Annotated in this window: 18 protein-coding genes and 3 pseudogenes; 15 read left to right on the top strand and 6 right to left on the bottom strand. The window is 69.5% G+C overall.

What is annotated here, in order from left to right:
• The first annotated feature begins 15 nt into the window (after positions 1-15).
• From ACZ7G3_RS26400 to ACZ7G3_RS26365, 8 genes and pseudogenes are all read left to right on the top strand, one after another.
• The gene (locus ACZ7G3_RS26400; RefSeq protein WP_470928498.1) at positions 16-1,701 is read left to right on the top strand and encodes a glycoside hydrolase family 13 protein; all 1,686 of its coding nucleotides are present in this window, start codon (positions 16-18) and stop codon (positions 1,699-1,701) included.
• Complete coding sequence (locus ACZ7G3_RS26395) at positions 1,689-2,747, top strand: LacI family DNA-binding transcriptional regulator (protein ID WP_470928497.1); 1,059 nt, start codon at positions 1,689-1,691, stop codon at positions 2,745-2,747. The genes ACZ7G3_RS26400 and ACZ7G3_RS26395 overlap by 13 nt, the downstream gene beginning before the upstream one ends.
• Before the next feature lie 413 nt (positions 2,748-3,160).
• Positions 3,161-4,861 carry a carbohydrate-binding module family 20 domain-containing protein gene (locus ACZ7G3_RS26390; RefSeq protein WP_470928496.1) on the top strand — a complete coding sequence of 567 codons (1,701 nt, stop codon included), beginning with the start codon at positions 3,161-3,163 and terminating at the stop codon, positions 4,859-4,861.
• Positions 4,862-5,009: 148 nt separating this feature from the next.
• A complete protein-coding gene (locus tag ACZ7G3_RS26385) occupies positions 5,010-8,150 on the top strand; it encodes an alpha-amylase family glycosyl hydrolase (protein WP_470928495.1) in 3,141 nt (1,046 codons plus the stop codon).
• A 101-nt stretch (positions 8,151-8,251) separates the two neighbouring features.
• Positions 8,252-13,555 (top strand): pullulanase-type alpha-1,6-glucosidase, encoded by a 5,304-nt coding sequence (pulA, locus tag ACZ7G3_RS26380; protein ID WP_470928494.1) that lies wholly within the window; start codon positions 8,252-8,254, stop codon positions 13,553-13,555.
• Positions 13,556-13,989: 434 nt separating this feature from the next.
• On the top strand, positions 13,990-14,307 hold the full coding sequence (locus ACZ7G3_RS26375; protein WP_470928493.1) for an alpha-amylase: 318 nt from the start codon (positions 13,990-13,992) through the stop codon (positions 14,305-14,307).
• 700 nt (positions 14,308-15,007) lie between these two features.
• Positions 15,008-15,586, top strand: a pseudogene (locus tag ACZ7G3_RS26370) (tyrosine-type recombinase/integrase); the annotation flags it as partial.
• A gap of 94 nt (positions 15,587-15,680) precedes the next feature.
• Positions 15,681-15,917: pseudogene (locus tag ACZ7G3_RS26365) on the top strand (CGNR zinc finger domain-containing protein); the annotation flags it as partial.
• A 915-nt stretch (positions 15,918-16,832) separates the two neighbouring features.
• On the opposite strand, the gene ACZ7G3_RS26360 reads toward ACZ7G3_RS26365, so the two are convergent.
• Positions 16,833-17,567 (bottom strand): SDR family NAD(P)-dependent oxidoreductase, encoded by a 735-nt coding sequence (locus ACZ7G3_RS26360; RefSeq protein WP_470928492.1) that lies wholly within the window; start codon positions 17,565-17,567, stop codon positions 16,833-16,835.
• 149 nt (positions 17,568-17,716) lie between these two features.
• On the opposite strand from ACZ7G3_RS26360, the gene ACZ7G3_RS26355 reads away from it, so the two are divergent.
• The gene (locus tag ACZ7G3_RS26355) at positions 17,717-18,349 is read left to right on the top strand and encodes a TetR/AcrR family transcriptional regulator (protein ID WP_470928491.1); all 633 of its coding nucleotides are present in this window, start codon (positions 17,717-17,719) and stop codon (positions 18,347-18,349) included.
• A gap of 35 nt (positions 18,350-18,384) precedes the next feature.
• Here the strand turns inward: ACZ7G3_RS26355 and ACZ7G3_RS26350 are convergent, their stop codons facing one another.
• Positions 18,385-18,654, bottom strand: coding sequence for a rhodanese-like domain-containing protein (locus ACZ7G3_RS26350; RefSeq protein WP_470928490.1), 270 nt, complete (start codon positions 18,652-18,654; stop codon positions 18,385-18,387).
• Between the two features lie 489 nt (positions 18,655-19,143).
• On the opposite strand from ACZ7G3_RS26350, the pseudogene ACZ7G3_RS26345 reads away from it, so the two are divergent.
• Both ACZ7G3_RS26345 and ACZ7G3_RS26340 read left to right on the top strand, forming a co-directional pair.
• Positions 19,144-19,352 (top strand): annotated as a pseudogene (locus ACZ7G3_RS26345) (transposase); the annotation flags it as partial.
• Positions 19,353-19,375: 23 nt separating this feature from the next.
• Positions 19,376-19,576, top strand: coding sequence for a GntT/GntP/DsdX family permease (locus ACZ7G3_RS26340; RefSeq protein WP_470928560.1), 201 nt, complete (start codon positions 19,376-19,378; stop codon positions 19,574-19,576).
• 760 nt (positions 19,577-20,336) lie between these two features.
• On the opposite strand, the gene ACZ7G3_RS26335 is transcribed toward ACZ7G3_RS26340, so the two are convergent.
• Positions 20,337-20,537, bottom strand: a complete 201-nt coding sequence (locus ACZ7G3_RS26335; protein WP_470928489.1) for a DUF6233 domain-containing protein — start codon at positions 20,535-20,537, stop codon at positions 20,337-20,339.
• A 282-nt stretch (positions 20,538-20,819) separates the two neighbouring features.
• On the opposite strand from ACZ7G3_RS26335, the gene ACZ7G3_RS26330 reads away from it, so the two are divergent.
• Positions 20,820-21,236 carry a VOC family protein gene (locus ACZ7G3_RS26330; protein ID WP_470928488.1) on the top strand — a complete coding sequence of 139 codons (417 nt, stop codon included), beginning with the start codon at positions 20,820-20,822 and terminating at the stop codon, positions 21,234-21,236.
• Positions 21,237-21,288: 52 nt separating this feature from the next.
• On the opposite strand, the gene ACZ7G3_RS26325 is transcribed toward ACZ7G3_RS26330, so the two are convergent.
• Positions 21,289-21,897, bottom strand: coding sequence for an ABATE domain-containing protein (locus ACZ7G3_RS26325; protein WP_470928487.1), 609 nt, complete (start codon positions 21,895-21,897; stop codon positions 21,289-21,291).
• A gap of 92 nt (positions 21,898-21,989) precedes the next feature.
• Between ACZ7G3_RS26325 and ACZ7G3_RS26320 the strand changes: the two genes are divergently transcribed.
• Positions 21,990-22,778, top strand: coding sequence for an MBL fold metallo-hydrolase (locus ACZ7G3_RS26320; RefSeq protein ID WP_470928486.1), 789 nt, complete (start codon positions 21,990-21,992; stop codon positions 22,776-22,778).
• A gap of 32 nt (positions 22,779-22,810) precedes the next feature.
• Positions 22,811-23,323: an ester cyclase gene (locus ACZ7G3_RS26315; protein WP_470928485.1), complete on the top strand. Its 513-nt coding sequence runs from the start codon at positions 22,811-22,813 to the stop codon at positions 23,321-23,323.
• A gap of 176 nt (positions 23,324-23,499) precedes the next feature.
• On the opposite strand, the gene ACZ7G3_RS26310 is transcribed toward ACZ7G3_RS26315, so the two are convergent.
• Positions 23,500-25,005 (bottom strand): SulP family inorganic anion transporter, encoded by a 1,506-nt coding sequence (locus ACZ7G3_RS26310; RefSeq protein ID WP_470928484.1) that lies wholly within the window; start codon positions 25,003-25,005, stop codon positions 23,500-23,502.
• 398 nt (positions 25,006-25,403) lie between these two features.
• Here ACZ7G3_RS26310 and ACZ7G3_RS26305 point away from each other — a divergent pair, with 398 nt between their 5' ends.
• Positions 25,404-25,832, top strand: a complete 429-nt coding sequence (locus tag ACZ7G3_RS26305) for a MerR family transcriptional regulator (RefSeq protein WP_470928483.1) — start codon at positions 25,404-25,406, stop codon at positions 25,830-25,832.
• A gap of 56 nt (positions 25,833-25,888) precedes the next feature.
• On the opposite strand, the gene ACZ7G3_RS26300 is transcribed toward ACZ7G3_RS26305, so the two are convergent.
• A complete protein-coding gene (locus tag ACZ7G3_RS26300) occupies positions 25,889-26,593 on the bottom strand; it encodes a VOC family protein (RefSeq protein ID WP_470928482.1) in 705 nt (234 codons plus the stop codon).
• Positions 26,594-26,633: the final 40 nt, after the last annotated feature.

The following is a 26,633-nucleotide window of genomic DNA, read 5'->3' as shown; positions in this document are numbered from 1 at the left end:
GCAGGCAGGAGAACCATGACCCAGTACCTTGCCGAACCCGGCACCCGTACCCGACCCTCCGGTCCCGGCGAGCGTCCGGGCTGGTGGCGGGAGGCCGTGATCTACCAGGTCTATCCCCGCAGCTTCGCCGACAGCGACGGCGACGGGGTGGGCGACCTCCAGGGCATCCGCTCCCGGCTGCCGTACCTGAGGGACCTCGGCGTCGACGCCGTCTGGCTCAGCCCCTTCTACGTCTCGCCCCAGGCCGACGGCGGTTACGACGTCGCCGACTACCGGGCCGTCGACCCCGTGTTCGGCACGCTGCTCGACGCGGACGAACTGATCCGTGACGCGCACGCCGTGGGACTGCGCGTGATCGTCGACGTGGTCCCCAACCACTGTTCGGACCAGCACGACTGGTTCCAGCGTGCCTTGCGTGAGGGTCCCGGCTCCCCGCTGCGCGACCGCTTCCACTTCCGGCCGGGACGCGGGACCGCCGGGGAGGCTCCCCCCAATGACTGGGAGTCCATCTTCGGCGGCCCCGCCTGGACGCGCACGAAGAACCCGGACGGCACACCGGGGGAGTGGTACCTCCACCTCTTCGCTCCCGAGCAGCCCGACTTCAACTGGGACAACCCGGCCGTGCGGGACGAGTTCCGCTCCGTCCTGCGCTACTGGCTCGACATGGGCGTCGACGGCTTCCGCGTCGACGTCGCCCACGGCCTGGTCAAGGCCGCGGGGCTGCCCGACATGGGGCGCACCGGGCAGCTGCACCTGCTGGGCACCCAGCCCCTGCCCTTCTTCGACCAGGACGGCGTGCACGAGATCTACCGCTCCTGGCGCAGGATCCTGGACGAGTACCCGGGAGAGCGCGTCGGCGTCGCCGAGGCGTGGACACCGAGCGCCGAGCGCACGGCCAACTACCTGCGGGCGGACGAGCTGCACCAGGCGTTCAACTTCAACTACCTGGGAGCCGGCTGGGACGCCGGCGCCCTGCGCCGGGCCATCGACGAATGCCTCGACGCCATGCGCCCGGTGGGCGCGCCCAGCACCTGGGTGCTGTCCAACCACGACGTCGTCCGGCACACCACCCGCCTCGCCGTGGACGGTCCCGAGCAGGGGGTGCGCCGGGCCCGCGCGGCGACGCTGCTGATGCTGGCCCTGCCGGGGTCCGCCTACCTCTACCAGGGTGAGGAACTCGGCCTGCCGGAGGTGACCGACCTGCCGGACGAGGTGCGGCAGGACCCCTCGTTCTTCCGGGACAACGGGCAGGACGGGCTGCGGGACGGCTGCCGGGTGCCGATCCCGTGGTCGGGGACCGAGGCGCCGTACGGCTTCGGACCCGTCGAGGGCGGACCGAGCTGGCTGCCGCAGCCGGCGAGCTGGAGGCACTTGTCGGTCGAGGCGCAGTCCGGTGACCCGGGCTCGACGCTGGAGCTCTACCGCAGTGCCCTGGCACTGCGCCGGGAGCACCCCGCCCTGGGCGCCGGCGACGGCGTCGAGTGGCTGGAGGCCCCCGAGGGCGTCCTCGCCTTCCGCCGCACCGCGCGGGTCCCGGGCGGCCGGGCCTGGGACGGCGATCTGGTCTGCACCGTCAACCTGACCGGTGCGCCGGTGCGGTGGACCCCGCAGGGGCGGCCGCTGCTCAGCAGCTGCGAGCCGGTGACCGAGGGCGACGCGGCCGTGCTCCCCGCGGACAGCACCGTCTGGTGGGCGGTGTGACCCTCTCCCTGACGCGGGGTGCCGAGCACGGCACCCCGCGGCTCACCGACATCGCCGCGCAGGCCGGGGTGAGTGAGGCCACGGCGAGCCGCGTGCTCAACGGGAAACCCGGAGTCGCCCCCGCCACCCGGCGGCGGGTGGTGGCCGCACTCGACGTACTGGGCTACGAGCGGCCCGTACGGCTGCGCCAGCGTAGTGCCGGCCTGATCGGGCTGGTGATCCCGGAGCTCACGAACCCGATCTTCCCGGCTTTCGCCCAGGTCATCGAGCAGGTGCTGGCCGGGCACGGATACACGCCCGTGCTGTGCACGCAGATGCCCGGCGGGTCCACCGAGGACGAACTGGTGGAGCAGATGGAGGACCGGGGCGTCACGGGCATCGTCTTCCTGTCCGGGCTGCACGCGGACACGACGGCCGACCCGGTCCGGTACCACAAACTCGCCTCCCGAGGACTGCCGTTCGTTCTGGTGAACGGCTACAACGAGCGCATCACGGCGTCCTTCGTGTCGTCCGACGACCGGTCCGCGGTACGGATGGCGGTGCGGCACCTGGCCGACCTGGGGCACACGCGGGTCGGACTGGCCGTCGGCCCCACCCGTTTCGTGCCGTCGCGGCGCAAGGCCGAGGGCTTCCCCGCGGCCGTGCGCTCCTTCTGCGGGATGCGGGCGGAAGAGGCCGAAGCGCACATCGAGCGCACCCTGTTCACGGTGGAGGGAGGCCATGCGGCCGCGGCGGCGCTGCTGGACAGGGGGTGCACCGGCCTGGTCTGCGGCAGTGATCTGATGGCCCTGGGGGCGATCCGCGCGGTGCGCGAACGGGGCCTGTCGGTTCCGCACGACGTCTCGGTGATCGGGTTCGACGACTCTCCGCTGATCCCGTTCACCGACCCACCGCTCACCACCGTGCGTCAGCCGGTGCAGGCGATGGCGACCGCGGCGGTGGGGGCGCTGCTGGAGGAGGTCGGCGGAACCCCCGTGCAGCGGACCGAGTTCGTCTTCCAGCCGGAGCTGGTCGTGCGCGGTTCCACGGCGCGGCGCGGCGGGTGAGCGCACCGGCCCGGGGAAGAGGCTCCGCAGCCGGCCCGGTCGGGGCTGCGGGGCGGCATGAAGGCTGCGGAGCCCCGGCTGGAGCCCGGTCCGGCGGGCCGGGCGCGTGGGCTCCGACAGCTGTCGAGGCCTCCGGTCCGCCGGACCGGGCGGTGATTGAACGTAACACCGCTGAAACGCTTGCGAAAGACTTTGCAGAGCATCAATTTTGCCTCGTGCCAGTGATGTTGAGGTTTCCGGAGGGAGAAGCAAGAGTCCCGTCGTGAAGGGTTGACCGATGGTGAGGGGGCTCGTACGGTCTCGATCGCAACAACTTGCTGACGTGTTTCAGCAAGTCCCCCCACAGGCCTGCCGGGCAAGGCGCGTTGCTGCGTGAAGGCCTCTCATCCGCATCAGGTGGATCAGGAGGAACTATGGCCAACAAGACCGTGGCCACTGCACTCGCCCTCGTGGCGGGAGCCGCTGTGGTCGTCACGGCACCCGGGACCGCGCAGGCGGACCCGCCCGGCGACAAGGACGTCACCGCGGTGATGTTCGAGTGGAACTTCAACTCCGTCGCCAAGGCCTGTACCGACGACCTCGGGCCGGCCGGGTACGGGTACGTGCAGGTGTCACCGCCGAACGAGCGGGTCCAGGGGCCGCAGTGGTGGACCGCGTACCAGCCCGTCAGCTACAAGATCGGCACGAGACTGGGCGACCGCACCGCCTTCAAGAACATGATCGGCACCTGCCACGCCGCCGGCGTCAAGGTCGTCGTCGACACGGTCATCAACCACATGGCCAACAGCGCCGGCACCGGAACCGCAGGTTCCTCCTACAGCAAGTACAACTATCCCGGCCTGTACTCGTCGTCCGACCTGGACGACTGCACGAGGGACATCGACAACTACGGGGAGAGCTGGAACGTCCACCACTGCGAACTGTCCGGCCTGCCCGACCTGGACACCGGCGAGGAGCACGTCCGCAAGACGATCGCCGGGTACCTGAACGACCTGCTGTCCCTCGGGGTGGACGGCTTCCGCGTCGACGCGGCCAAGCACATCCCACCGGGTGACCTCGCCAACATCAAGGGCAGGCTCAGCAACCCGGGTGTCTACTGGAAGCAGGAGACCATCGGGGCGCCCGGCGAGGCCGTGCAGCCCGGCCAGTACACCGGCACCGGTGACGTCCAGGAGTTCTCCTTCGCCAAGGACCTGAAGCGCGTCTTCTCCGGCGAGAAGCTGGCGTACCTGAAGAACTTCGGGGAGGCCTGGGGCCACGTCCCCAGCGGCAAGGCCGCCACCTTCGTGACCAACCACGACACCGAGCGCCACGACACGACGCTGACCTACAAGGACGGGGCCAACTACACTCTCGCCCACGTCTTCATGCTGGCCTGGCCGTACGGCTCACCGGACGTCCACTCCGGCTACGAGTTCAGCAACGATGCGGGCGGCCCCAACAACGGCCAGGTCAACGCCTGTTACACCGACGGGTGGAAGTGCCAGCACGCCTGGCGCCAGATCGCGAGCATGGTCGAGTTCCGCAACACCGCCGGCAGCGCGGGTGTCACCAACTGGTGGGACAACGGCAACAACGCCATCGCCTTCGGCCGCGGTGACAAGGCCTACGTCGCGATCAACCACGAGTCCGGCTCGCTCAACCGCACCTTCCAGACGTCGCTGCCCGCCGGCACCTACTGCGACGTCCAGAGCGGCAAGCCCGTCACCGTGAACGGCTCCGGGCAGTTCACCGCGACCCTCGGCGGCAACACGGCGCTCGCCCTGCACACGGGAGCGACCAGCTGCTCCGACACCGGCCCGGACCCCGACCCCGAGGCCAAGGCCGGGGCCTCGTTCAGCGTCGACGCCACCACCGCCTGGGGCGAGAACATCTACGTCACCGGCGACAACGCCGCGCTCGGCAGCTGGAACCCCGCCGCCGCGCTCAAGCTCGACCCGGCGAGCTACCCCGTGTGGAAGCTCGACGTCGCCCTCCCGGCCGGCACCTCCTTCGCGTACAAGTACCTCCGCAAGGACGCCTCCGGCAAGGTCACCTGGGAGAGCGGCGCCAACCGCACCGCCACCGTCCCGTCCAGCGGCAAGACGCTCCTGAGCGACTCCTGGCGCAGCTGAACCAGGCAAGCGCTCCGTCTCGCCGACCGAAGGACCGCCCGGTCCGCCTCCCTCGAGGCGACCGGGTGGCCCGCCTTGTTCGCGCCGGCCCCCGCCGCCGCGCACCAGGCCGCCCGTCCCGTTCGACCGGTGAGGAGAAGAAGGCCCCATGACCGGTTTACCGTCCCGGCGCAGAACCGCCCGATTGTCGGCCGTCGCACTGATCCTGTCCGTACTGCCGGCCCTTCCGTCCACCACCCCGCCCGCGGACGCCGCGACCCCGCGACCGCCGTCCGATCACGCGCTCGCCCGCGCCCCGTCGCGCCCCGCCCCGTCGCGCGAGCAGTTCTACCTGGTGCTGCCCGACCGCTTCGCCAACGGGACCGCCTCCAACGACGAGGGCGGCCTGACCGGCGGCCGCTCGCGGACCGGCCACGACCCGACCGACAAGCACTTCTACCAGGGCGGTGACCTGAGGGGCCTGATCGAGAAGCTCGACTACATCAAGGGTCTGGGCACCACCGCCCTCTGGATGGCCCCGGTCTTCAAGAACCGGCCCGTGCAGACCATGAGCGGCACCGAGATGGCCAGCTACCACGGATACTCCATCACCGACTTCACCCGGGTCGACCCCCACTTCGGAACCAACGCCGAACTGGCGGAACTCGTCGACAAGGCCCACGCCAAGGGCATGAAGGTCTTCTTCGACGTCATCACCAACCACACCGCCGACACCGTCGACTACGCGGAGAAGACGTACGGCTACCGCTCCAAGGGAGCGTTCCCCTACCTGGACGCCGAGGGCCGCCCCTTCGACGACAGCTCCGGCATGCGCGAGGTCGACGAGGACGGCTTCCCGTACACGCCGCGCCCCCGCCCCGGCGAACACGACACCAAGGTGCCGGCGTGGCTGAACGACCCCACGATGTACCACAACCGGGGTGACTCCACCTTCGCCGGCGAGAGCGCCCTGTACGGCGACTTCAAGGGCAACGACGACCTGTGGACCGAACGGCCCGAGGTCGTCGAGGGCATGCGGCGGATCTACGAGACGTGGGTCAGGGACTTCGGCATCGACGGCTTTCGCGTCGACACGGCGAAGAACGTCAACATGGCCTTCTGGACCCAGTGGGCCACGGCGCTGGACGCCTACGCGGCCCGGCAGGGGAAGCGGGACTTCTTCATCTTCGCGGAGGCCTTCTCGGCCGACCCCGTCGTCATGGCGCCCTACCTGACCGAGGGCAGGCTCGACGCCACGCTCGACTTCCCGCTGCAGGCCGCGCTCCGCAACTACGCGTCGCGCGGGGGTCCCACGCGCGACCTCGCGCACGTCCTGGCCCAGGATTACCGCTACACCACGGACAAGGCCAACGCCTACGGCGAGGTGACCTTCCTCGGCAGTCACGACATGGGCCGCATCGGGAGCTTCGTCAGCCAGGACAACCCGGGCGCGGGCGATGCCGAGCTGCTGCGCCGGGACCGGTTCGCGCACGAGCTGATGTTCCTTTCGCGGGGCAATCCGGTGATCTACGCGGGCGACGAGCAGGGCTTCACCGGATCGGCGGACGATGTGTACGCCCGGCAGACGCTGTTCGCGTCGAAGGTCCCGGAGTACCTGGACGACGACCAGATCGGCACGGAGCGCACGCATGCCTCGGACGCGTACGACCCGGCGCATCCGCTGTACCGGTCGATCGCGAAGCTGTCGGAGCTGACGAGGCGTCATCCGGCGTTGCGTGACGGTGTGCAGGAGGAGCGGTACGCGGACGACGGCCCGGGTGTGTACGCGTTCTCGCGCACGGATGCGAGGCAGCGGGTGGAGTACGTCGTCGCGGTGAACAACGCGGCGGAGGCCCGGACGGTCGGGGTGCCGACGTACTCGGCGGGGATGGACTTCCGTGGGGTGTACGGGTCGTCGGTGCGGGTGCGCAGTGGTGCGGACCGGAAGGTGAGGGTGGAGGTGCCGCCGCTGTCCGCGGTGGTACTGAAGGCGGCCAGGCCGCTGGCCACTGCGGCCACCGGGCCGTCGGTGTCGGTGCAGGCTCCGGCGGCCGGTGCGACCGGTGACGTGGAGATCTCCGCCGAGGTGGACGGTGGCGGGCTGAACCGGGTGGTGTTCGCCGCCCAGGTCGGCAACAGGCCCTGGCGCACGCTGGGTTCCGCCGACCACGCCCCGTACAGGGTGACCCAGCACCTGCCGGACACGGTGCGTGCCGGGACGCCGCTGCGCTACAAGGCCGTCGTCGTCGACGGCGCGGGACGCACCGCGAGCGACACCGCCGCCACCACCGCCGGGCAACCCCCCGCCCCCGAGAAACCGACCGCGAAGCGACACCACGTGGTCGTCCACCACCGGCGCGCGGACGGCGACTACGACGGCCTGCTGCTGCGGACCGCCGACGGTACGACGATCCGGTTCACCGGCCGCGACGCCTACGGGGCCTTCGCGTGGATCACCCCCGGCTCCGGTACCGGCGCCATCCGGTTCACCATCGAGAAGGACGGAGTCCCCGACGGACCCGAGCGCGTCCTCGACGTCGCCGTGTCCGGCGAGGTGTGGACCGAGCAGAACAACACGACGGTCCTGACGGCCAGACCCCAGTCCGCCTACCCGCCCCAGGACGGCACCAAGGCCGTGCTGCACTACCACCGGCCCGACGGCGACTACGACGGCTGGGGCCTGCACACCTGGACGGGGTCCGCCGACCCGCCCGAGTGGAACGACCCCATCCTGCCGGTGCGCGAGGACCCCTTCGGGCTCGTCTTCGAGGTGCCGCTGAACGACGGAGCCGCCTCCCTCAGCTACATCCTGCACAAGGGGCAGGAGAAGGACATCCCCGACGACGAGGCCCTCGACTTCTCCCTCTACGGGAACGAGGTCTGGCGCGTGGCGGGCGACCCCACCTATCTGACGCCCTCTCCCGGTGGCGCCTTCGGCCTCGACCTGCGCGCGGCGGAGGCCACCTGGATCGGTGACGACACCGTCGTGTGGGCGGGCGAGGGCAGCGGCGTGGCCAGTCAGCAACTGGTGTACGCCACCGACGGCGACCTCACGATCGAGAACGGCGCACTGACCGACGAGGGACAGTGGCTGCGGCTCGTACCGACCGAGCTGACCGAGACCCAGAGGTCCCGCTACCCCCAGTACGCACAGGCCTCGGCGTTCCGCGTGGACCCGCGGGACCGCGACCGCGTCGGCCAGGCACTCCGCGCCCGGCTGATCGCCACCCAACGCGCCGACGACGGGGCCCTGCTGGGCGCGACCGGCGTGCGCATCGAAGACACCCGACCGGAAGGAACCGGCAAGTGATCGGCTCGCTCCCAGACCGAAGAGGCCGAAGAAGACGAAGAGGCCGCCCCGGCGGCACGAACCACGGAACCGTGCCGGGACCCACGGCCGGCCCTACGACCATGGCCGCCGCAGTCGTCGTGGCCGCACTGCTCGCCACGGCGCTGGGCACACCCCAGCAGGCAGCCGCGGCACCGCCGCCTCCCGGTCCGCCGTCCGACGCCCGGCTCGCCGCCGAGCCGGCCCGCCACGACCTGACCCGGGAACAGGCGTACTTCCTGCTGCCCGACCGGTTCGCCAACGGATCCCGGGCCAACGACCGCGGAGGGCTCGGCGGCGACCGGACCGCGACGGGATTCGACCCGACGGACAAGGGCTTCTACCAGGGGGGTGACCTGAGGGGCCTGATCAAGAAGCTCGACTACATCAAGGGCCTGGGCACCACCGCGATCTGGATGGCGCCGATCTTCAAGAACAAGCCGGTGCAGGGAGGTGGCGAGTCCGCCGGCTACCACGGCTACTGGATCACCGACTTCACCCAGGTCGACCCGCACTTCGGCACCAACGCCGAGCTCGCTGAACTCATCGACAAGGCCCACGCCAAGGGCATGAAGGTCTTCTTCGACGTCATCACCAACCACACCGCCGACACCGTCACGAACACCGAGAAGAAGTACGGCTACCGCCCCAAGGGTTCCCATCCCTACCTCGACACCCAAGGACGTCCGTTCAACGACAGCTCCGGTATGGGCAAGGTCGACCGGGACAGCTTCCCCTACACGCCCGTGGCGAACGAGGACGAGGCCGACGCCAAAGTCCCGGCGTGGCTGAACGACCCCACGATGTACCACAACCGTGGCGACTCGACGTTCGTCGGCGAGAGCGGCCTCTACGGCGACCACACCGGTCTCGACGACCTGTGGACCGAACGGCCCGAGGTCGTCGAGGGCCTGGAGAAGATCTATCAGAGGTGGGTCAGGGACTTCGACGTGGACGGCTTCCGCGTCGACACGGTCCGCAACGTCGACATGCCGTTCTGGACGCAGTGGGCGACCGCGATCGACGCCTACGCCGCGAAGAGGGGACGCGAGGACTTCTTCGTCTTCGGCGAGACCCTCTCCTCGGACCCGGCCGTCACGGCGCCCTACGTGACCGAGGGCCGGCTCGACGCCACGCTCGACTTCCCGCTGCAGAACGCCATCCGCGGCTACGCCTCCCAGGACAAGCCTGCGAGCACCCTCTCCGGCGTCCTGGCCCAGGACTACCGCTACACCAGCGACAAGGCCAACGCCTACGAGCAGGTCACCTTCCTCGGCAACCACGACATGGGGCGCATCGGCAGTTTCATCAGTCAGGACAACCCGGGCGCGGGCGATGCCGAGCTGCTGCGCCGGGACCGGTTCGCGCACGAGCTGATGTTCCTGTCGCGGGGCAATCCGGTGATCTACGCGGGTGACGAGCAGGGCTTCACCGGACCGGGCGGGGACAAGGGTGCCCGGCAGACGCTGTTCGCGTCGAAGGTCCCGGACTATCTGGACGACGACCAGATCGGCACGGAGCGTACGCATGCCTCGGACGCGTACGACCCGGCGCATCCGCTGTACCGGTCGATCGCGAAGCTGTCGGGGCTGACGAAGCGGCATCCGGCGTTGCGTGACGGTGTGCAGGAGGAGCGGTACGCGGACGACGGCCCGGGTGTGTACGCGTTCTCGCGCACGGATGCGAGGCAGCGGGTGGAGTACGTCGTCGCGGTGAACAACGCGGCGGAGGCCCGGACGGTCGGGGTGCCGACGTACACGGCGGGGATGGACTTCCGTGGGGTGTACGGGTCGTCGGTGCGGGTGCGCAGTGGTGCGGACCGGAAGGTGCGGGTGGAGGTGCCGCCGCTGTCCGCGGTGGTACTGAAGGCGGCCAGGCCGCTGGCCACTGCGGCCACCAGGCCGTCGGTGTCGGTGCAGGCTCCGGCGGCCGGTGCGACCGGTGACGTGGAGGTCTCCGCCGAGGTGGACGGTGGCGGGCTGAACCGGGTGGTGTTCGCCGCCCAGGTCGGCAACGGCCCCTGGCGCACCCTGGGTTCCGCCGACCACGCCCCGTACAGGGTGACCCAGCACCTGCCGGACACGGTGCGTGCCGGGACGCCGCTGCGCTACAAGGCCGTCGTCGTCGACGGCGCGGGACGCACCGCGAGCGACACCGCCGCCACCACCACAGGACAACCCCCCGCCCTCGAGAAACCGACCGCGGTGGACCGTCCCTACGCCGTGGTGCACTACCGGCGGACGGACGGCGACTACGACGGCTGGCAGCTCAAGTCGTCTGCGGGAACCGCGGACTTCACCGGCCGCGACGCCTACGGAGCCTTCGCCTGGGTGAAGCTGGACGACGGTGCCGGCGACGTGACCTACACCGTAGAGAAGGACGGCGACGCGGACGGTCCGCGGCGCACGCTCGAGGCGGCGAAGACGGGTGAGGTCTGGATCGAGCAGGGCGAGGACGGACAGGCGGTGACCGCGCCCGAGGGCGCCTACCCGCCGCAGGACGAGAAGAAGGCCGTCCTGCACTACCACCGTGCCGACGGCGACTACGACGGCTGGGGCCTGCACACCTGGACCGGTGCGGCGAACCCGACGGACTGGTCGAAGCCGCTGCAGCCGGTCGGCAGGGACAGCTTCGGTGTAACCTTCGAGATACCCCTCGCCGACGGCGCCACGTCCCTCAGCTACATCATCCACAAGGGTGACGAGAAGGACATCGCCAGCGACCGGTCTCTGGACTTCGCCACCTACGGCAAGGACGTCTGGCTGATCGGCGGAACCGCGGACTACCTGCTGCCGACCGTGGGCTCGGCCCCCGACCTCGACCTGGGCGCCTCGAAGGCCCAGTGGATCGACGCGGACACGGTGGTCTGGAACGTCAAGGCCACCGACGCCACCAGCCAGCAGCTCGTGTACGCCCCCAAGGGCGACATCACCGTCAAGGACGGCGCCCTCTCCCACGAGGGGCACTGGCTGCGTCTGGTGCCGACAACCCTCAGCGACGCCCAGAAGGCGAAGTTCCGGCACCTGAAGGACGGCACCGCCTGGTCCGTCGACCCGCGTGACCGGGACCGGGTGCGGGAGGCGCTGCGCGGCCAGCTCGTCGCCACGCAGCGGGCCGCCAACGGCGCGCTGCTCGCGGCGACGGGTGTCCAGATCCCCGGCGTGCTGGACGACCTCTACGGCGCGGCGCGCAAGGCCCGCCTCGGGCCCGTCTTCGACCACCGGGGCAGGCCCACCCTGTCCGTCTGGGCCCCGACCGCCAAGAGCGTGTCCCTCGAGCTGGACGGCCGGCGCGTACCCATGCGCCGGGACGGCGGCACGGGTGTCTGGTCGGTGACCGGATCCCGCGCCTGGAAGGGCAAGCCGTACCGGTACGCCGTCACGGTGTGGGCCCCGACGGTCCGCAGGACCGTCACCAACAAGGTCACCGACCCGTACTCCGTGGCACTGACGGCCGACTCCGCACGCAGTCTCGTCGTCGATCTGAAGGACAGGTCCCTGGCGCCCGCGGGATGGTCCGGGCTGGACAAACCCCCGGCCGTTCCGCTCAAGGACGCGCAGATCCAGGAACTGCACGTACGTGACCACTCCGTTGAGGACTCGACCGTCCCGGCAGCTGAGCGGGGCACGTACACCGCCTTCACCGAGAAGAACTCGGCGGGCAGCAGGCACCTCCGTGCTCTGGCCGAGGCCGGCACCTCGTACGTGCACCTGCTCCCGGTCTCCGACTTCTCGACCGTTCCGGAGAAGGCCGCCGACCGGGCCGCCCCCGGATGCGACCTGGCCTCCTACCCGGCCGACTCCGCCGAACAGCAGGAGTGCGTGGCGAAGGCCGCCGCCAAGGACGCCTACAACTGGGGCTACGACCCCTACCACTTCACCGTCCCCGAGGGCTCCTACTCCAGTGACCCGGACGGGACGCGGCGCACGGTCGAGTTCCGCAGGATGGTCAAGGCGCTCAACGAGGACGGCCTGCGGGTCGTGATGGACGTGGTCTACAACCACACCGTCGCGAGCGGCCAGGCCGACGCCTCGGTCCTCGACAAGGTGGTGCCCGGCTACTACCACCGGCTGCTCGCCGACGGCTCGGTCGCCACTTCGACCTGCTGCGCCAACACGGCTCCCGAGAACGCCATGATGGGCAAGCTGGTCGTCGACTCGGTCGTCACCTGGGCCAAGGAGTACAAGGTCGACGGCTTCCGCTTCGACCTCATGGGCCACCACCCGAAGGCCAACATCCTCGCCGTCCGCGAGGCCCTCGACGCGCTGACCCCCGAGAAGGACGGCATCGACGGCAAGAAGATCATCCTGTACGGCGAGGGCTGGAACTTCGGCGAGATCGCCGACGACGCCCGCTTCGAGCAGGCCACGCAGAAGAACATGGCCGGCACCGGCATCGCCACCTTCTCCGACCGGGCCCGCGACGCCGTGCGCGGCGGCTCGCCCTTCGACGCCGACCCCGGCGTGCAGGGCTTCGCCTCCGGCCTCTACACCGACCCCAACTCCTCGGCGGACAACGGTACCGAGGCCGAGCAGAAGACCCGCCTGCTGCACTACCAGGACCTGATCAAGGTGGGGCTGACGGGCAATCTCCGGCAGTACCGTTTCATCGACACCAGCGGCAAGGAGGTCACCGGCTCCCAGGTCGACTACAACGGCGCTCCCGCCGGATACGCCGACGCCCCGGGCGACGCCCTCGCCTACGCGGACGCGCACGACAACGAGACCCTGTTCGACGCGCTCGCGTACAAGCTCCCGGCGGACACGTCCGCCGACGACCGAGCCCGCATGCAGGTCCTCGCCATGGCGACGGCCACCCTCTCGCAGGGCCCGGCGCTCTCCCAGGCGGGCACCGACCTGCTGCGTTCGAAATCCCTGGACCGCAACTCCTTCGAGAGTGGTGACTGGTTCAACGCGATCCACTGGAACTGCGCGGACGGCAACGGCTTCGGCCGCGGGCTGCCGTCGGCCGCCGACAACGGGGCCAAGTGGTCCTACGCCGAGCCCCTGCTCGGTGCGGTGAAGGTCGGCTGCCCGCAGATCCAGGGCGCCTCGGCCGCCTACCGGGACCTGCTGAGGATCCGTACGACGGAGAGTGCCTTCTCCCTGGACACGGCCGCGCAGGTGCAGTCGGCGCTCTCCTTCCCGCTCTCGGGCAAGGACGAGACGCCCGGCGTGATCACCATGAGACTGGGTGACCTGGTCGTCGTCTTCAACGCCACGCCCGACCGGCAGTCCCAGCGGCTGACGGAACCGGGCGGAGGCACCTACCGGCTGCATCCGGTGCAGGCCGCCGGTGCCGACCCCGTGGTCAGGACGGCCACCTACACGAAGAGCACCAGCACCTTCGAGGTGCCGGGCCGCACCGTGGCGGTCTTCACGCGCTGACAGGAAATGGCCCACGAAGTGCCCGTACCGGCAGCCCGGTACGGGCACTTCCGTATGTGGGGCCGGCACCCGGAACGGGGGAGGGACGACAGCTTTCGGTCTTGTCGCGGCTGCCTCACTGAGCGCGGCCATGTGTTCGTTTATCGACGGCAACGCGGCCTGGTGGCAGGAGTAAGACATGCCGCTTTATCCGGCAGTAACCTTACTGGCTTCGCGGGTTCATCCGTCCGGCTGTGTCCTGTCATCCTGCGGTGTGATGTCGGCTCTGGCCACTGAGCTGCGTGTTCATGAGGAGTCACGTCTTCTGGGTTTATTGAAACAGGCACCGCAAGTTGCTGGAACTTGCCGCAATGTTTTACATGCCCCTGCCGGACCCCCGTACTCTGAGGATGTCCGTTCAGCAAGTGAAGGGGAGCACTTTGATGAAGCGGTTTGTGCGTTCAACTTTCGCGACGTGCGCGATGGCTCTGGCCCTGGCGGCGCCCGCCACGGTGGCCCACGCCGAGTCCCAGGAGACTGCGGGGAACCAGACCCCCGCACCCGCGTGCCTGACGTACAGCCCGGGATGGCGCTACACGTTCGTGATCAACGACTGCTCGACCGCCCACAGGGTGAAGGTCCTGTACGGCGACGGAATGGACGTCCCCTGCCAGGAGGTGGCCCCGCGGAACTGGTTCACCTTCCCGGGCTACGGAACCGAGGGGAACACGATCAAGGGCATGGTCCTGTGCGACCATGCCGACGGTGCCTGACCGCGCGGTCGCACGGCGGAACGGGCGTGCGCTCCCGGCCTGTCGGGAGCGCACGCTTTTGCACTTGCCGCAGCGGCCCCGATCACTGGGCGCACTCCGCCGTGTGCGGACGGCAGTGAACTCGCGACAGGGAGGGGACTACCTGCCACTTCCACCGGAGCGAACCTCGCTCGCCCTCCGAGCCGGCCCGGCCCCTGTGAGGGCACACCGGCCAGGCGTTGCCGGCCCAGGCCACTGAGCTGGAGTTCTTGGCGGCAGGAGTCGTTGTGAGCGTTACTTGACGGGTCGTCAGGCAAGTCGGCATCCAATCAGCGTTGGACCGGGGCAGTCTTGGGTACGTGCGCCCGGTTGACGGCTCCGCGGCAGCTGGCCTTGCGCGGATCGTGCAGGTGAGAAGCCTGCGGGCCGCGGCGCACGATGTTCTGGAAAGCCTTCGAGCCGAAGACATGCCGGTGTACAGTGAAGGACGCCCCTGACCTGCAAAAAGCAGGCGGGGAGCCGTCTTCTAGGAGTCCAAAGTGCTGCGTACTCTGTTCAAGTCCAAGATCCACTAACTGGGCATTTGTGCAGGTCAGAGGCATGTTCGGACCGTCCAGGTCAGCAAATGGTCAGCATCGGTCGCGGGAAGCCCTCCGCTTGCTGGCCCGGTGGCCGCGGCAGTCGGGCCTTGGCGCAGACGCCCGGCTCTCGCTCGGAAGGTCCGGACCTGGCATATGTGAGGCGGGCTCTGTCTGTGGCGGGTGAGGATCTTGCGCTGGAGATCGTGACGATGGTGGGGTGCGGGCTGCGTAACGGCGAAGCGCGGGCCGTGAACATCAACAATCTGGTGGCGGATGACGTATACCGGGTGCACGAGCAGATCCACTCCAACACGCACCGGCCGGCGAAGCTGAAGCACCGCAGGCTGGGGGAGTTCCGGGAGGTGCCGCTGCCCCGCTCGGTCCGGGAGGCGATCGAACACGACGAGGAGAAGCACGGCACCAGACGGGAGGGGTATCTGTTGCGGGGGTCGAGCGGGTACTACACGGAGCCGATGGCACGTCGACGCGTCCGCACGCTCTTCGAGAAGCTGCCTGCGGTGGACGGGATGGGGATGTACGGCTTCCGGCACTACTTCGCCTCCAACGCCCTGAGCAGCGGCATCCAGATCACCGACGCGGCCGAGTGGATGGGACACAAGTCGATCGAGGAGACGTACCGCACCTACCGACATCTGATGCCGGGGAGCATCACCAAGGCAGCACGTCTCCTGGACGCAGGACTTTGGGACGCGGCTTGACGCCGTGGCGAAACCTGTCGGCGCTGCCCGCTGGTTAGGCCGTACCGGCATCATGCTGAGAGAAACGTCCTGGGACGGAGCCCAGGGCATGCGCCGCGTCCAGGCGCACCCCACCGACCAGGCCGTCAACCACGCCCTGGCGACCCTCGCCGCCGACGCCGCCGACCTGCTCACCGGCCCCGACGCCGACCTCCTCGCCGCCTGCGGCTCCGCACCCTGCGACCGCTTCCTCCTGCGTACCCACGGCCGGCGCCACTGGTGCTCGACCCGCTGCGGCGACCGCGCCCGCGCCGCCCGCGCCTACGCCCGCCGCAACGGCACCCCGGACTGAACGAGCATCCTCACCGCGAGCACCCCGGAATCGAGCGGCGGCTGCTGTACGGAGAGGCCTGGGGCTCCGCCCTTTCCCAGGCCGAAGCGCACCCCGAGCGCGCCACCGAGGTCGTGCTCTCCCGTGTCATCGCCGGACAGCGCGCCGAGACCGACTGGACCTACCGTGGTCTGCGGCGCTTCTTCCCCGTGAACGGCAGGAGTTCCTTGACACCGTCGGCGCCGGACCCCGCGACGACGTCGTCCGCGCTTGCGAACGCCTCGCCCAGGGCGAGGATCCTGCCGTGCGTGTACGTGCGGTCCGGGTCTGGAGCCGCTGTCGCGACACCGTCCGCTCCGCTGGCGGGTCTTGCCCGTCCGTGCTCGGTGAGCTCCCCTCGACGAGCAGACCGCAGTGGCCTGTGCCTCCTCCCGCTACCACGCCAACGGCGCAGGGGACCGGCGAAGGCGCCCTCGTTCGCGACGCCGTCAAGCTCGCCGGCATCTCGGGCACCCTCATTCACGGTCGACTCGACCTGGCCAGTCCGCCCGCCATCGCACGGGAACTCGCGCAGCAGTGGTCCGACGCCGGCCTCCGGCTCGTCGGCGAGCCCGGCGCCCCGACGGGTGATCATCCCCTCGTGCCAGTGCTCGACGCCCCTGCGGGCCTCAACGTCGCCACACCGTGGCTGACCGCGGGAGCCTCGGTTCGATGAGCGGCGGTAAGACACTCATGTCGGCTGCCTGCGAACCCTCCTGGGCGCTGACGCGGGCACCGTCCCTGCGTCGCCGGACGGCTCCTCGCCGGACCACTGCGGTCGCTCGCTCCAGGACCTCGGCGACCTGGTCACCGAACCACGCGACCCACGCCCGCACGAGGCACTCGCCGCCGCCCCCGCGCTTGACCCGGGGCGCGCTCCGCTCCGCCTCGGAGGCGCTATGCCGCGGCCTGCGGAGTCCGCGGCTCGGGGTGGAACTGCTCGACGCGGTCGCGCTCGGTGTACATGTTCCAGTAGTGCTCCGCGAGGTCGTCCGGGTCGACAACCGGGAACTGCGGACCGTCAGCTGCCTCGAACGCGGCCTGGGCCGCGGCGGACACCTCGCTGCGGGCGATCAGGGACCCGATGGTCAGGGCGCCGACGTAGATGTCTGTGCCGGCCAGCTCGGCGTTGAGGGAGTACAGGTAGTTACGGGTGGCGGACATCACCGGACCCAGACCGCTGAGACGGGGCATCGGCTGCGCCGCTGAGTAACCCTGAGCCAGGAGGAAGGCACCCTCGCCGCGCTCGGTCCACTCCGGCAGCACGGCCCGGACCACCTCGACCGGGGTGAACAGCAGAAGCGGACACAGGTCTTGCAGAGCAGCCGCGTCCAGCTCGGCGGCCGGGATGAAGCCCTGGTCGCCACTGATCGGCCCGTACTCGACCACGTCGATCCGGCCGAAGCGGTCATGGATCGCCCCGACGAGAGCGGGCACCTCGGCGGACCTGGAGAGATCAGCGGGGAACGCGACAGCCTCGATGCCCTCGCCGGCGAGCTCCTCGACGAGGTCGTCCAGCCGGTTCTTGCGGCGGGCCACCAGCGCGACGCGGAAACCTTCGCGCCCGAAGCGGCGAGCCACGGACGCACCCAGACCGGTACCGGCACCGAAAATGGCGATCACTTGGGACATGGGACTACTCCTTACCGAAGCAACATTATTTGACCCCTGGGTCAACTTGCATGGCGACGGTAACATTTAACTTGACCTATGGGTCAGGTTAGATCGCCGGAAGATGCGACCATAGGGGTAGCAGCGCCAGATCGAGGAGGAACGACCGGATGCGGGCCGACGCGCAACGGAACGCGGAGAAACTGCGGGCGGCTGCCGCAGAGCTCTTCCAGGAGCGCGGCCTCAAGGCGCCCCTGAAGGAAATCGCCCGCCGGGCCGGTGTCAGCCACGGCACTCTCTACAACCTCTTCGGCAGCCGCGAGGCGCTCATCGACGAAGTGGTGAGCGGCCTGGCCGCGGACCGTCTCGGCGAAGCCGCCGAACGCGCCCTGTCCTTCGAGGAGGCCTGGGAGGGGTTCGCGTACTACGTCGAAAGGGTCTGTGAACTACAGGCCACCGATCCGGCGGTCGCCGACGTCGTCAGCGGACGCTATCCGGCCGCCGAGTGCCTGATGGCCATCTGCGGCCGGATGAAGGATGCCGCCGCACGGATCATCGAGCGAGCCCGGCTGGACGGCGCCGTCCGACCGGACTTCACCGCTGAGGATCTCCTGCTCTTCTTCGGCACCAACGCTCTGCTCGCCCGCGCGGTCGCGGACACCGCGCCCGACGGCTGGCGCCGCCAAGTCGCCTTCTTGCTCGACGGGCTGAACACGGAACCGGCGCAAGGGCCGCTTCCCACCGCCCCGTTGGCCCCGCAGCAGGTGTACGACGTGATGGGCAGGCTCGCCGGTACGCCGTAGCGGGTGCGGGAGGCGCAAAGAAGCGGAAGGACGTCTCACCCTGTCTCTTCGGGCTGCCTGCCCTTCTTCTCGCTGAGCACCTTCGTGGCGAACACGCCGGTAGCCGCCACTGGCCCCGCGCTGCCCAGGGGCCGGTCCATATCGCTTCGAGCGGTGCTTGAGGTGCCGTGGTTCGCGTTCGTCAGTGCCAGTGAGCGGGCTCCGGGGATGTAGCCGGCGGCGTACTCCTCTGCGGGGCGTACGCCGATCAGGCAGACGTTCGTGCTGTTCATCCGGTGGAGCAGTTGCTGACGGGTGAGCGGCATGGTGTCCGCCGGCCCAGGTGGACGGCCCGGGCATGACTGGCTTCGGCGAGATGATCATGGGCCACCTTCTGGAGCAGCTCGACTCGAGTGACTACGTCATCGCCTGCCAGTTGGTAGCGGATGCGGGCGTCCTTGCGTCGAGAGGGACGACCCTATGTGCGGGCCCTGCCGCTCATCGCCGTGGACAGCGTCCAGGCAAAGTCGGCGAGGACCTCGCCAAGCAGCGGGAGTGTCCAATAGACGGCGGATCCGATGATCAAGGAGACGCCTGAAATGTGCGAGACCATCAGCGAGCGCGAGTCGGTGGAGGAGCCGGTCGTCGAGTCGGCCGCGGAGGCGGTATCGGACGAGCAGTTGATCTCGATGCTGGTCGACCGGGCCCGTTCCGACGGGCTGCAGCTGACTGGTGAGGGAGGGCTGCTGCAGCAGGACCAAGCGAGTGCTGGAGTCCGCCCTGGAGGGCGAGATCACCGACCACGTCGGCCCGGTGAGGCCGCCGCGACCGAGCGGTTCCTGGAGTTCTCAGAGAAATGGGCCGGCAAGTATCCGGCCGTGATCAAGCTGTGTCCGACGCCTGGGCCGAGATGGTGCCCTTCCTCTCCTTCGACGTCGAGATCCGCAAGGTCATCCGCAGCGCGAACGCGATCGAGAGCGTGAACGCCCGCATCCGCAAGGCGGTCCGGGCCCGCGGGCACTTCCGTCGGACCTCTCCCAGCCGGAGATCGCGCTCGTCGTCGTGGCGGTGGCGGCCGGCGGCACGGTGCTGTCGCACGTCAACGACTCCGGTTTCTGGCTCTTCAACCGGTACATGGGCATCGACATCCGCACGACGCTGAAGAGCTGGACCCTGATGGAGACGTTCCTGGGCCTGACCGCGTTCGCCATCGCCGCCCTCCTCAGCGGCGTCCTGGCCCTGGCCTGAACGACCCGGCCCGGTCGCGCCGGAGCCTTCGACATGGTGGTGAGGGCGGTGCGCCGACCGGCGGCACGGCCCTCACCATCGGGTTCTTGTGCCCGCGGCGGGAGGCTCGTCAGTAGTCCCTACGTTGTTGCATGGGATGAGCGAGCTATTCGTAGGGTTGGCTCACCCAGGGGTGCCGGGTGTGGCTCTCAGTAGTCTGCCGCGACTCGGCTGCTGCTTAGTAATCGCGAACCGATCGCTGAGTAGGTACTGGCCAGCGAGGTCGTCTGCGGGATCCGCATGGCGTCGGATGGTCGCCCCAACCCTTTGGTGGCCTCCACTGCGCGCCACCAAGAAGTGGGGGGCGCAATACGTGAACACAAGAACTTGACAGGGAACTGTGCTCGTCCGAGCACTGCACGCGCCTGTCAGGGGCGCCGGCGATGGCCTGGGTTGGATTCCGCAAGGGTCTCCTGAAATGGACAGGTCCCGCGACTTCCCCAGTGCGTGAGGCGAACTCTACGGACAGCAGGGGGACAGCACTCGGTTGACGTGGAGCCGAAGGTCGACAGAGTTGGTGCACCAGGGCCCCTTTCTGGCGGTGCACCGCGACTCCGTCCGACGACCGGTTGGCACGGAAGGCATGTACGAGCGCGTTTCGCTCCCGACGGCGTACGCTGCTGACCGGCTTCGCCGGATCCCCTCGTTGGGGATCGGGGTATGGCGGACCTGTGGGCTCCGGGATCTCCACAGCAGGCAGAGGGTAGCGGCAATCGCTTTGCTATCCGTGCCCTTGACCGAGTTCAAGCGCCGGGACCAGTACAGTCGCCGCGTCGCAGTCGGTGCAGGCGCGAGCGTCCTCTCGCATCAGAGCGTCCAGGGCTTCCAGCGTGCCCAGCTCCGTTCCACTCCCAGCGGCGTGGCGGCATGTGGCGTCGTGCACGACCGTCCGGCCACGGCGTCCAGGCGCGGGGCGGACCACTCAGCCGGGGGCCGGCTGCGGTGGAGGGGCGGGAAGACGCCGGGTCGGCACGCCGGATAGATCCACTCCTTCGATGGGCGTCAGCTGCCGATCGGTCACCCAGACGGTGTACTCGGCCGCCTCGGCCCCTTCCTACTGGTGAAGGGGCAGTGTTCCGACCCTGCGCTATTCGGCTTCCTGTGCACGAGTATTGATCAGGGCTCCGGCGCGCTGGGTGGGGCTCGTTCCGCCGGCGGCCGAGGGATCTGGGAGGTAGCGGCCTTCGGACTTAGGATGAGCGGCATGTCGCCCGATGCCTCTCCGTCCTCCGTCTGGCCGGTCCTGCACTACGACGACACCAGGGCGGCGTTGCGCTTCCTGGTCAGCGTGCTGGGGTTCGAGCAGGTGGTTGCCGCACCGGATGAGCACGGCGGGATCGGGCACGCCGAGCTGCGCTGGCCTGGCGGTGGCGCGTTGGTGTTCGGTTCGACCCGGCACACGGGCAGCGTGCATGGGCGTATGCGAGCGGGAAGTAGCGCTGTCTACGTGGTGAGCGATGACGTGGACGCGGTACACCGGCGAGTGGTCGACGCCGGCGGTGTGGTTCTCGAAGTGCCGCATGAGACCCGGTTCGGGTCGGGCGCCGCGGCGTATGCGTGCACGGTGCAGGACCCGGAGGGCAACCTGTGGACCTTCGGCACCTACCGCGGCTCTTGCTGAAGGGAACTCTCGTAGCCACCTGACGGCCCGTAAGCGGACTTTGGGTGGTGCGTCAGTCCGGGGTGCCGTTGCGGCGGGCGTAGGCGCGGGCGGCGCGGGCGCGGTCGCCGCAGCGGGTGGAGCACCAGTGGCGCCGGCCGTGGGTGCGCAGGAGGAAGCGGTCGCAGGGTGCGGAGCCGCAGGCGGCGAGGAGGTCGGCGTCGGGGCCGGTGAGCAGGTCGGCGGCGTCGGCGGCGAGGGTCGCCAGGGCGTGGTTGACGGCCTGGTCGGTGGGGTGCGCCTGGACGCGGCGCATGCCCTGGGCTCCGTCCCAGGCGAGGAGAGGTGCGGTGGGCACGGCCGTGAGGGCCTCGTTCACCGCGCGCAGGGATTCCTCGGGCGGGGTGGTGGAGTCGACGCGGGCGGCGAACAGGGCCCGGACGTGGCCGCGCAGCGTGCGCATCCGCTGGGCGCACACCTCATACAGCTGCACGTCCGGAGTAGTCAGACCGTGGGCGGCGAGCCAGTGCATGGCAGATTCGGGAGCGGCGAGCAGGTCGTAGCTCTGGCCGGCGGGCAGGGTCGCGGCGGTGTCGGCGAAGACCAGGGAGCGGTACCGGTCGGCACCCGGAGCTGGGGGCAGTGCGGTCTGCGGTTTGTTGGTGGTCAGGGTGTCGTCCATGTCTCTCATGGTAGCGCTTGTGTTTTTCCGTGATGCTCGCTTAGTCTGGCATCACGTTAAACGTAGTCTTTTCCCGTGAGGAAGAGCTTCTGATGTCTCAGCTCGACGCTGCTCAGTTCCCGGTTCGCACGTTCGGCGGCCCGACCGTCCTGTTCGAGTACGGCGGTCTGCGCTTCCTGACCGCCCCGACCTTCGACGGCCCCGGTGACTACCCCTCGCCCGGCCCGACCCTGACCAAGACCGCCCCCTCCACCACCACCCCCGCCGACGTCGGCCCCGTCGACGTGGTCCTGCTCTCCCACGACGAGCACGCAGACAACCTCGACACCTCCGGCCGGGCCCTGCTCGCCGACGTCCCCCTCACCCTCACCACCCCCGGCGGCGGCGAGCGCCTCGGCGAGAAGGCCAGGGGCCTGGCCGACTGGGAGACGGTCGAGCTGGAGCGCCCGGGCGGCGGCACGGTCACCGTCACCGCCGTTCCGGCCATCCACGGCCCCGGTTCGCGTGAGGAGGTCGAGCCGTTCTCCGGGCAGGTCGTCGGCTTCGTCCTGACCGGGGAAGGGCTGCCGACGGTCTACGTCAGCGGCGACAACGCCTCCCTCGACGCCGTCAGGGAGATCGCCGAGCGCTTCGCCCCGATCGACACCGCCGTCCTGTTCGCCGGCGCACCCCGCTTCCCCATGCTCTTCGACGGCGGCCTGATCGTCCTGGACAGTGCTCAGGCCGCCGAGGCCACCCGGATCCTCGACGCCCGCCGCGTCGTCCCGGCCCACCACGACAGCTGGGCCCACTTCACCGAAGGCCGCGACGAGCTGGAGGCCGCCTTCACCGCCGCCGGACTGGCCGACCGCCTGGACGCGGACTGGCTCCAGCGCGCCTGAGCCCGAGCTTCTGCCAGGCGCCGGGACCCGGTGTGTGTGGGGCCCGCAACACGCAGGCCCTTGCTCCTGACAGCAGCCCCCGCGGTGTCCCCGGCGCCGTAACCAGTACGACAGAGAAGGACTTGATCACATGTTCACCGGAACCAACGCCAGCCTCGTGCGCCGCTTCTACCAGGCCCTTGAGCAGGGAGACTACGACGAGCTCATCGGCATGTTCCACCCGGACTTCGTCTTCTACCCCCAGATCGACACCCCCGGCCAGGCGCCGCGGGGTTCATCGACGCGGAGAAGAAGCACGTCGACGCCTTCCCCGACATCCGGCTGACGGTCACCGACACCGTCGCCGAAGCGACAAGGTCGGCGCCTACGTCGTGGTCGAAGGCACGCAGGGCGGCGACTTCTACGGCATCCCCCCGCGCGGAGCGCACATGCGCTTTTCGATGTTCAACCTGTTCACGTTCAAGGATGGAAAGATCATCGAGAAGCGGGCCTACTACAACAAGTCCGACATCATGGACCAGCTCACGGCCGGCGCCCCTGCCTGACGGCGCCGGCGGAGCCGGGCCCTGCCCCACATCCGATGGAGGGCATTGCACCCATATACAGCGTGGGACCGGTAGAGCCGACGGGATGCCGCGAAGAGCGAATAGGCACGTACGGCAAGCAGAGGACCCCGGCGGCTTGGCCGGGGTCCTCTGCTGTGGACGTGCTGCGCCGAGGGTCAGTGGCTGCCGGCAAGCTCGCCAGTGAGCTTGCCGTGGAGGTCGGCGCTGGGATCGTTCAGGCCGGTGATCTCCACCGTCTTGCCTCGCTGTGCGTACTTCGTCTCGATCGCGTCGAGGGCGGCGACGGAGGAGGCGTCCCAGATGTGAGCGGCCGAGAGGTCTATGACGACCCTCTTGGGGTCGTCGGCGTAGTTGAACTGGCCGACGAGGTCGTTGGAGGAGGCGAAGAACAGCTCGCCGGTGACCCGGTAGACGACGGTGGTCTTGTCGGGGTCGACCACGGCGGTGACCTGCGCGAGGTGGGCGACGCGCTTGGCGAAGATGACCATGGCGGTGAGAGAGCCGACGACGACGCCGACGGCGAGGTTGTGCGTGGCGACGACCGCGGCGACGGTGATCACCATGACTGCGATCTCGCCTGCGGGCATCCGCTTGAGGGTCTTGGGTGCGATGGAGTGCCAGTCGAAGGTCGCGAACGACACCATGATCATGACGGCGACGAGTGCGGCCATGGGGATGTCGGAGACGACCGGGCCGAAGGCGATGCACAGCACCATGAGGAAGCTGCCGGCGAGGAAGGTCGAGAGGCGGGTGCGGGCGCCGGAGACCTTCACGTTGATCATGGTCTGGCCGATCATGGCGCAGCCGCCCATGCCGCCGAAGAAGCCGGTGACGATGTTGGCGATGCCCTGGCCGATGGATTCGCGGGTCTTGTTCGAGTGGGTATCGGTGATGTCGTCGACGAGCTTGGCGGTCATCAGGGACTCCATCAGGCCGACCAGCGCCATCGCGAACGCGTACGGGGCGATCGTCGTCAGGGTGTCCAGAGTGAACGGCACGTCCGGCAGGCCGGGAACCGGCAGGGAGGAGGGCAGGTCGCCCTTGTCGCCCACGGTCGGCACCGCGATGCCGGCCGCGACCGTGATGACGGTGAGGATGACAATCGACACGAGCGGGGCCGGGATCACCTTGGTGACCTTCGGGAAGAACATCATCAGCGCGAGGCCGCCGATGATCAGCGGGTAGACCGGCCACGGAACGTCGCGCATCTCGGGCACCTGGGCCATGAAGATCAGGATCGCCAAAGCGTTGACGAAGCCGACCATCACCGAGCGCGGGATGAACCGCATCAGCTTCGCTACCCCGACCGCACCCAGGACCACCTGGAAGACGCCGGCGAGGATGACGGCGGCGATCAGGTAGCCCAGCCCGTATTCATGGTTAAGGGGGGCGATTACGAGGGCGATGGCGCCGGTGGCGGCGGAGATCATCGCGCGGCGGCCGCCGACGATCGAGATGACCACGGCCATGGTGAACGAGGCGAACAGGCCGACCGCGGGGTCGACTCCGGCGATGATTGAGAAGGAGATCGCCTCGGGGATCAGCGCGAGGGCGACGACCAGGCCGGCCAGGACCTCGGTGCGCCAGACTTTCGGGTTGTTCAGCCAGTCGGGCTTGAGGCCGCGCAGCCGCGCGGCGGGAGTCACAGCAGCAGAAGACAAGGGAGATGTGTACCTGTCGTGTGCGGGCACACCCCTTACGTCAGGCGGGGCGTGCGGGAAGGATGCGCGAGGGGCCGGGTCGGCGCCCCGCGGACGGCCCACGGGACGGGGCCGGAAGTCGAGGGGGGGTGGACGCGAGGCGGGGTGGCGCGCACGGGCGGCCGGGCGGCTCACATCCGGGGGCGAAGGGTCACGGCGGGCAGGCGGCGGCGATCGGCGTCATGGGCTCGCGCACGCTCTCTCCTGCAAGAATCGGATCTTCGCCGGGGGCGACATCGGCCCCGGAACGGCAGCAGCGGGGCAGCCGAGCCGCCCTCACCACGAATAACTCTACCCTAACGTTAGAGTAGAGGTCTGCGGGGCCGCGCGGAACGCGGTCCGCCCCGAGGAGAAGGGCCATGGACACGGGCGTGGACGGCAAGCACATGCAGATCGGCGAGGTCGCCACGCGGACGGAGCTGTCCCTGCGCACCATCCGGCACTACGAGGAGACCGGCCTGGTCATCCCCTCTGCCCGCTCCCAGGGCGGATTCCGCCTCTACACGGAGTCCGATGTGCAACGGCTCATGGTCGTCCGCCGCATGAAGCCCCTGGGTTTCACTCTGGAGCAGATGCGCGACCTCCTCGACGCCACCGATCGCCTCGACCATGCCGAGACGGCCGACGGCGCCGAGCGCGAGGCACTTCTGGAGCGCGTGCGGACCTACGAACAGGACGCCAGCCGCAAGATCGAGGAGCTGCGTATCCAGCTGAGCCGTGCCGAAGACTTCGCCGCCACACTCCGCACCCGCCTGGACGCCGCACACTCCCAGGGTGCCTCGGTCTGACCTCCGGGCATCGGTCGGCACCGCGCGCCATATAGCGGGCTGCCGCCTCAGCGGCTTCATGAGGCGGCAGCCCGGATGCGGAACGTCAGTCCGTCCGGGCTGGTCAGACGCTGTCCGCCGATGTGTTCGGGCCCGTGCGGCATCCCGTGTCCCAGCCCGCGTGCGCGGGCGTGTACGGCGTCCGGGTCGTCAACGGCGACGACGAGTTCCCAGCGAGGTTGAGGCTCCTTAGCGCCGTGTGTCGGGACGAAGTCAGCGCAGCTGGGGACTGTGCCGAGCACGTCCCGGTAGAAGCGGCGGGCCTGCTCGGGGCGGGGGCAGGCAAGGACCATGCGCTGTGGTGCGCGCGCCGACGGAGACCATCGGTTGGCAGGGTGTGTCTGCCACAGGGAGACGGCCGCGCCCACGGGATCGATCAGTGTGGCGATGCGGCCCTGGTCCCCGGCGTCGAACGGCGCGAGCACGAGTTGGGCACCCGCCGCGGTGGCGGCTTCGGTGCGGGCCTCGATGTCGTCGACGGCGAGGTAGTAGGCGATGTGCGCGGGAGTGCCCGGAGGGTAGAGCGGAGAGCTCAGGTCGCTCACGCCGCCGATCGGACGACCGTCGGCGAAGATCTTGATCGAGCGGCGCCAGTCGCTTTCGTCCACGGCAAACCGCCACCCCAGCACCGTGGAGAAGAAGGCTGCCGTTCCCGGCACGTCGTGCGTCTTGACGTCCATCCAGCAGAACTCGTTCAGCGCACCCAGGTGAGATGTCGTCAACTGCCTGCCTCCTTCCCTTGCCATGTCGACCAGCTGCCGT

It is taken from the genome of Streptomyces sp. NPDC037271, assembly GCF_055603605.1.
The sequence above is the reverse complement of the archived record's forward strand: the minus strand, read 5'-3'. Positions and strand labels throughout refer to the sequence as shown.

Excerpts from the sequence above, each read along its gene's own strand:
- ACZ7G3_RS26320 (WP_470928486.1), top strand. The coding sequence starts at position 21,990 with ATGTCTCAGCTCGACGCTGCTCAGTTCCCGGTTCGCACGTTCGGCGGC.
- ACZ7G3_RS26400 (WP_470928498.1), top strand. The coding sequence starts at position 16 with ATGACCCAGTACCTTGCCGAACCCGGCACCCGTACCCGACCCTCCGGT.
- ACZ7G3_RS26305 (WP_470928483.1), top strand. The coding sequence starts at position 25,404 with ATGGACACGGGCGTGGACGGCAAGCACATGCAGATCGGCGAGGTCGCC.
- ACZ7G3_RS26350 (WP_470928490.1), bottom strand. The coding sequence starts at position 18,654 with ATGCCGCTCACCCGTCAGCAACTGCTCCACCGGATGAACAGCACGAAC.
- ACZ7G3_RS26385 (WP_470928495.1), top strand. The coding sequence starts at position 5,010 with ATGACCGGTTTACCGTCCCGGCGCAGAACCGCCCGATTGTCGGCCGTC.
- ACZ7G3_RS26325 (WP_470928487.1), bottom strand. The coding sequence starts at position 21,897 with ATGGACGACACCCTGACCACCAACAAACCGCAGACCGCACTGCCCCCA.
- ACZ7G3_RS26355 (WP_470928491.1), top strand. The coding sequence starts at position 17,717 with ATGCGGGCCGACGCGCAACGGAACGCGGAGAAACTGCGGGCGGCTGCC.
- ACZ7G3_RS26390 (WP_470928496.1), top strand. The coding sequence starts at position 3,161 with ATGGCCAACAAGACCGTGGCCACTGCACTCGCCCTCGTGGCGGGAGCC.
- pulA (WP_470928494.1), top strand. The coding sequence starts at position 8,252 with ATGGCCGCCGCAGTCGTCGTGGCCGCACTGCTCGCCACGGCGCTGGGC.
- ACZ7G3_RS26330 (WP_470928488.1), top strand. The coding sequence starts at position 20,820 with ATGTCGCCCGATGCCTCTCCGTCCTCCGTCTGGCCGGTCCTGCACTAC.
- ACZ7G3_RS26360 (WP_470928492.1), bottom strand. The coding sequence starts at position 17,567 with ATGTCCCAAGTGATCGCCATTTTCGGTGCCGGTACCGGTCTGGGTGCG.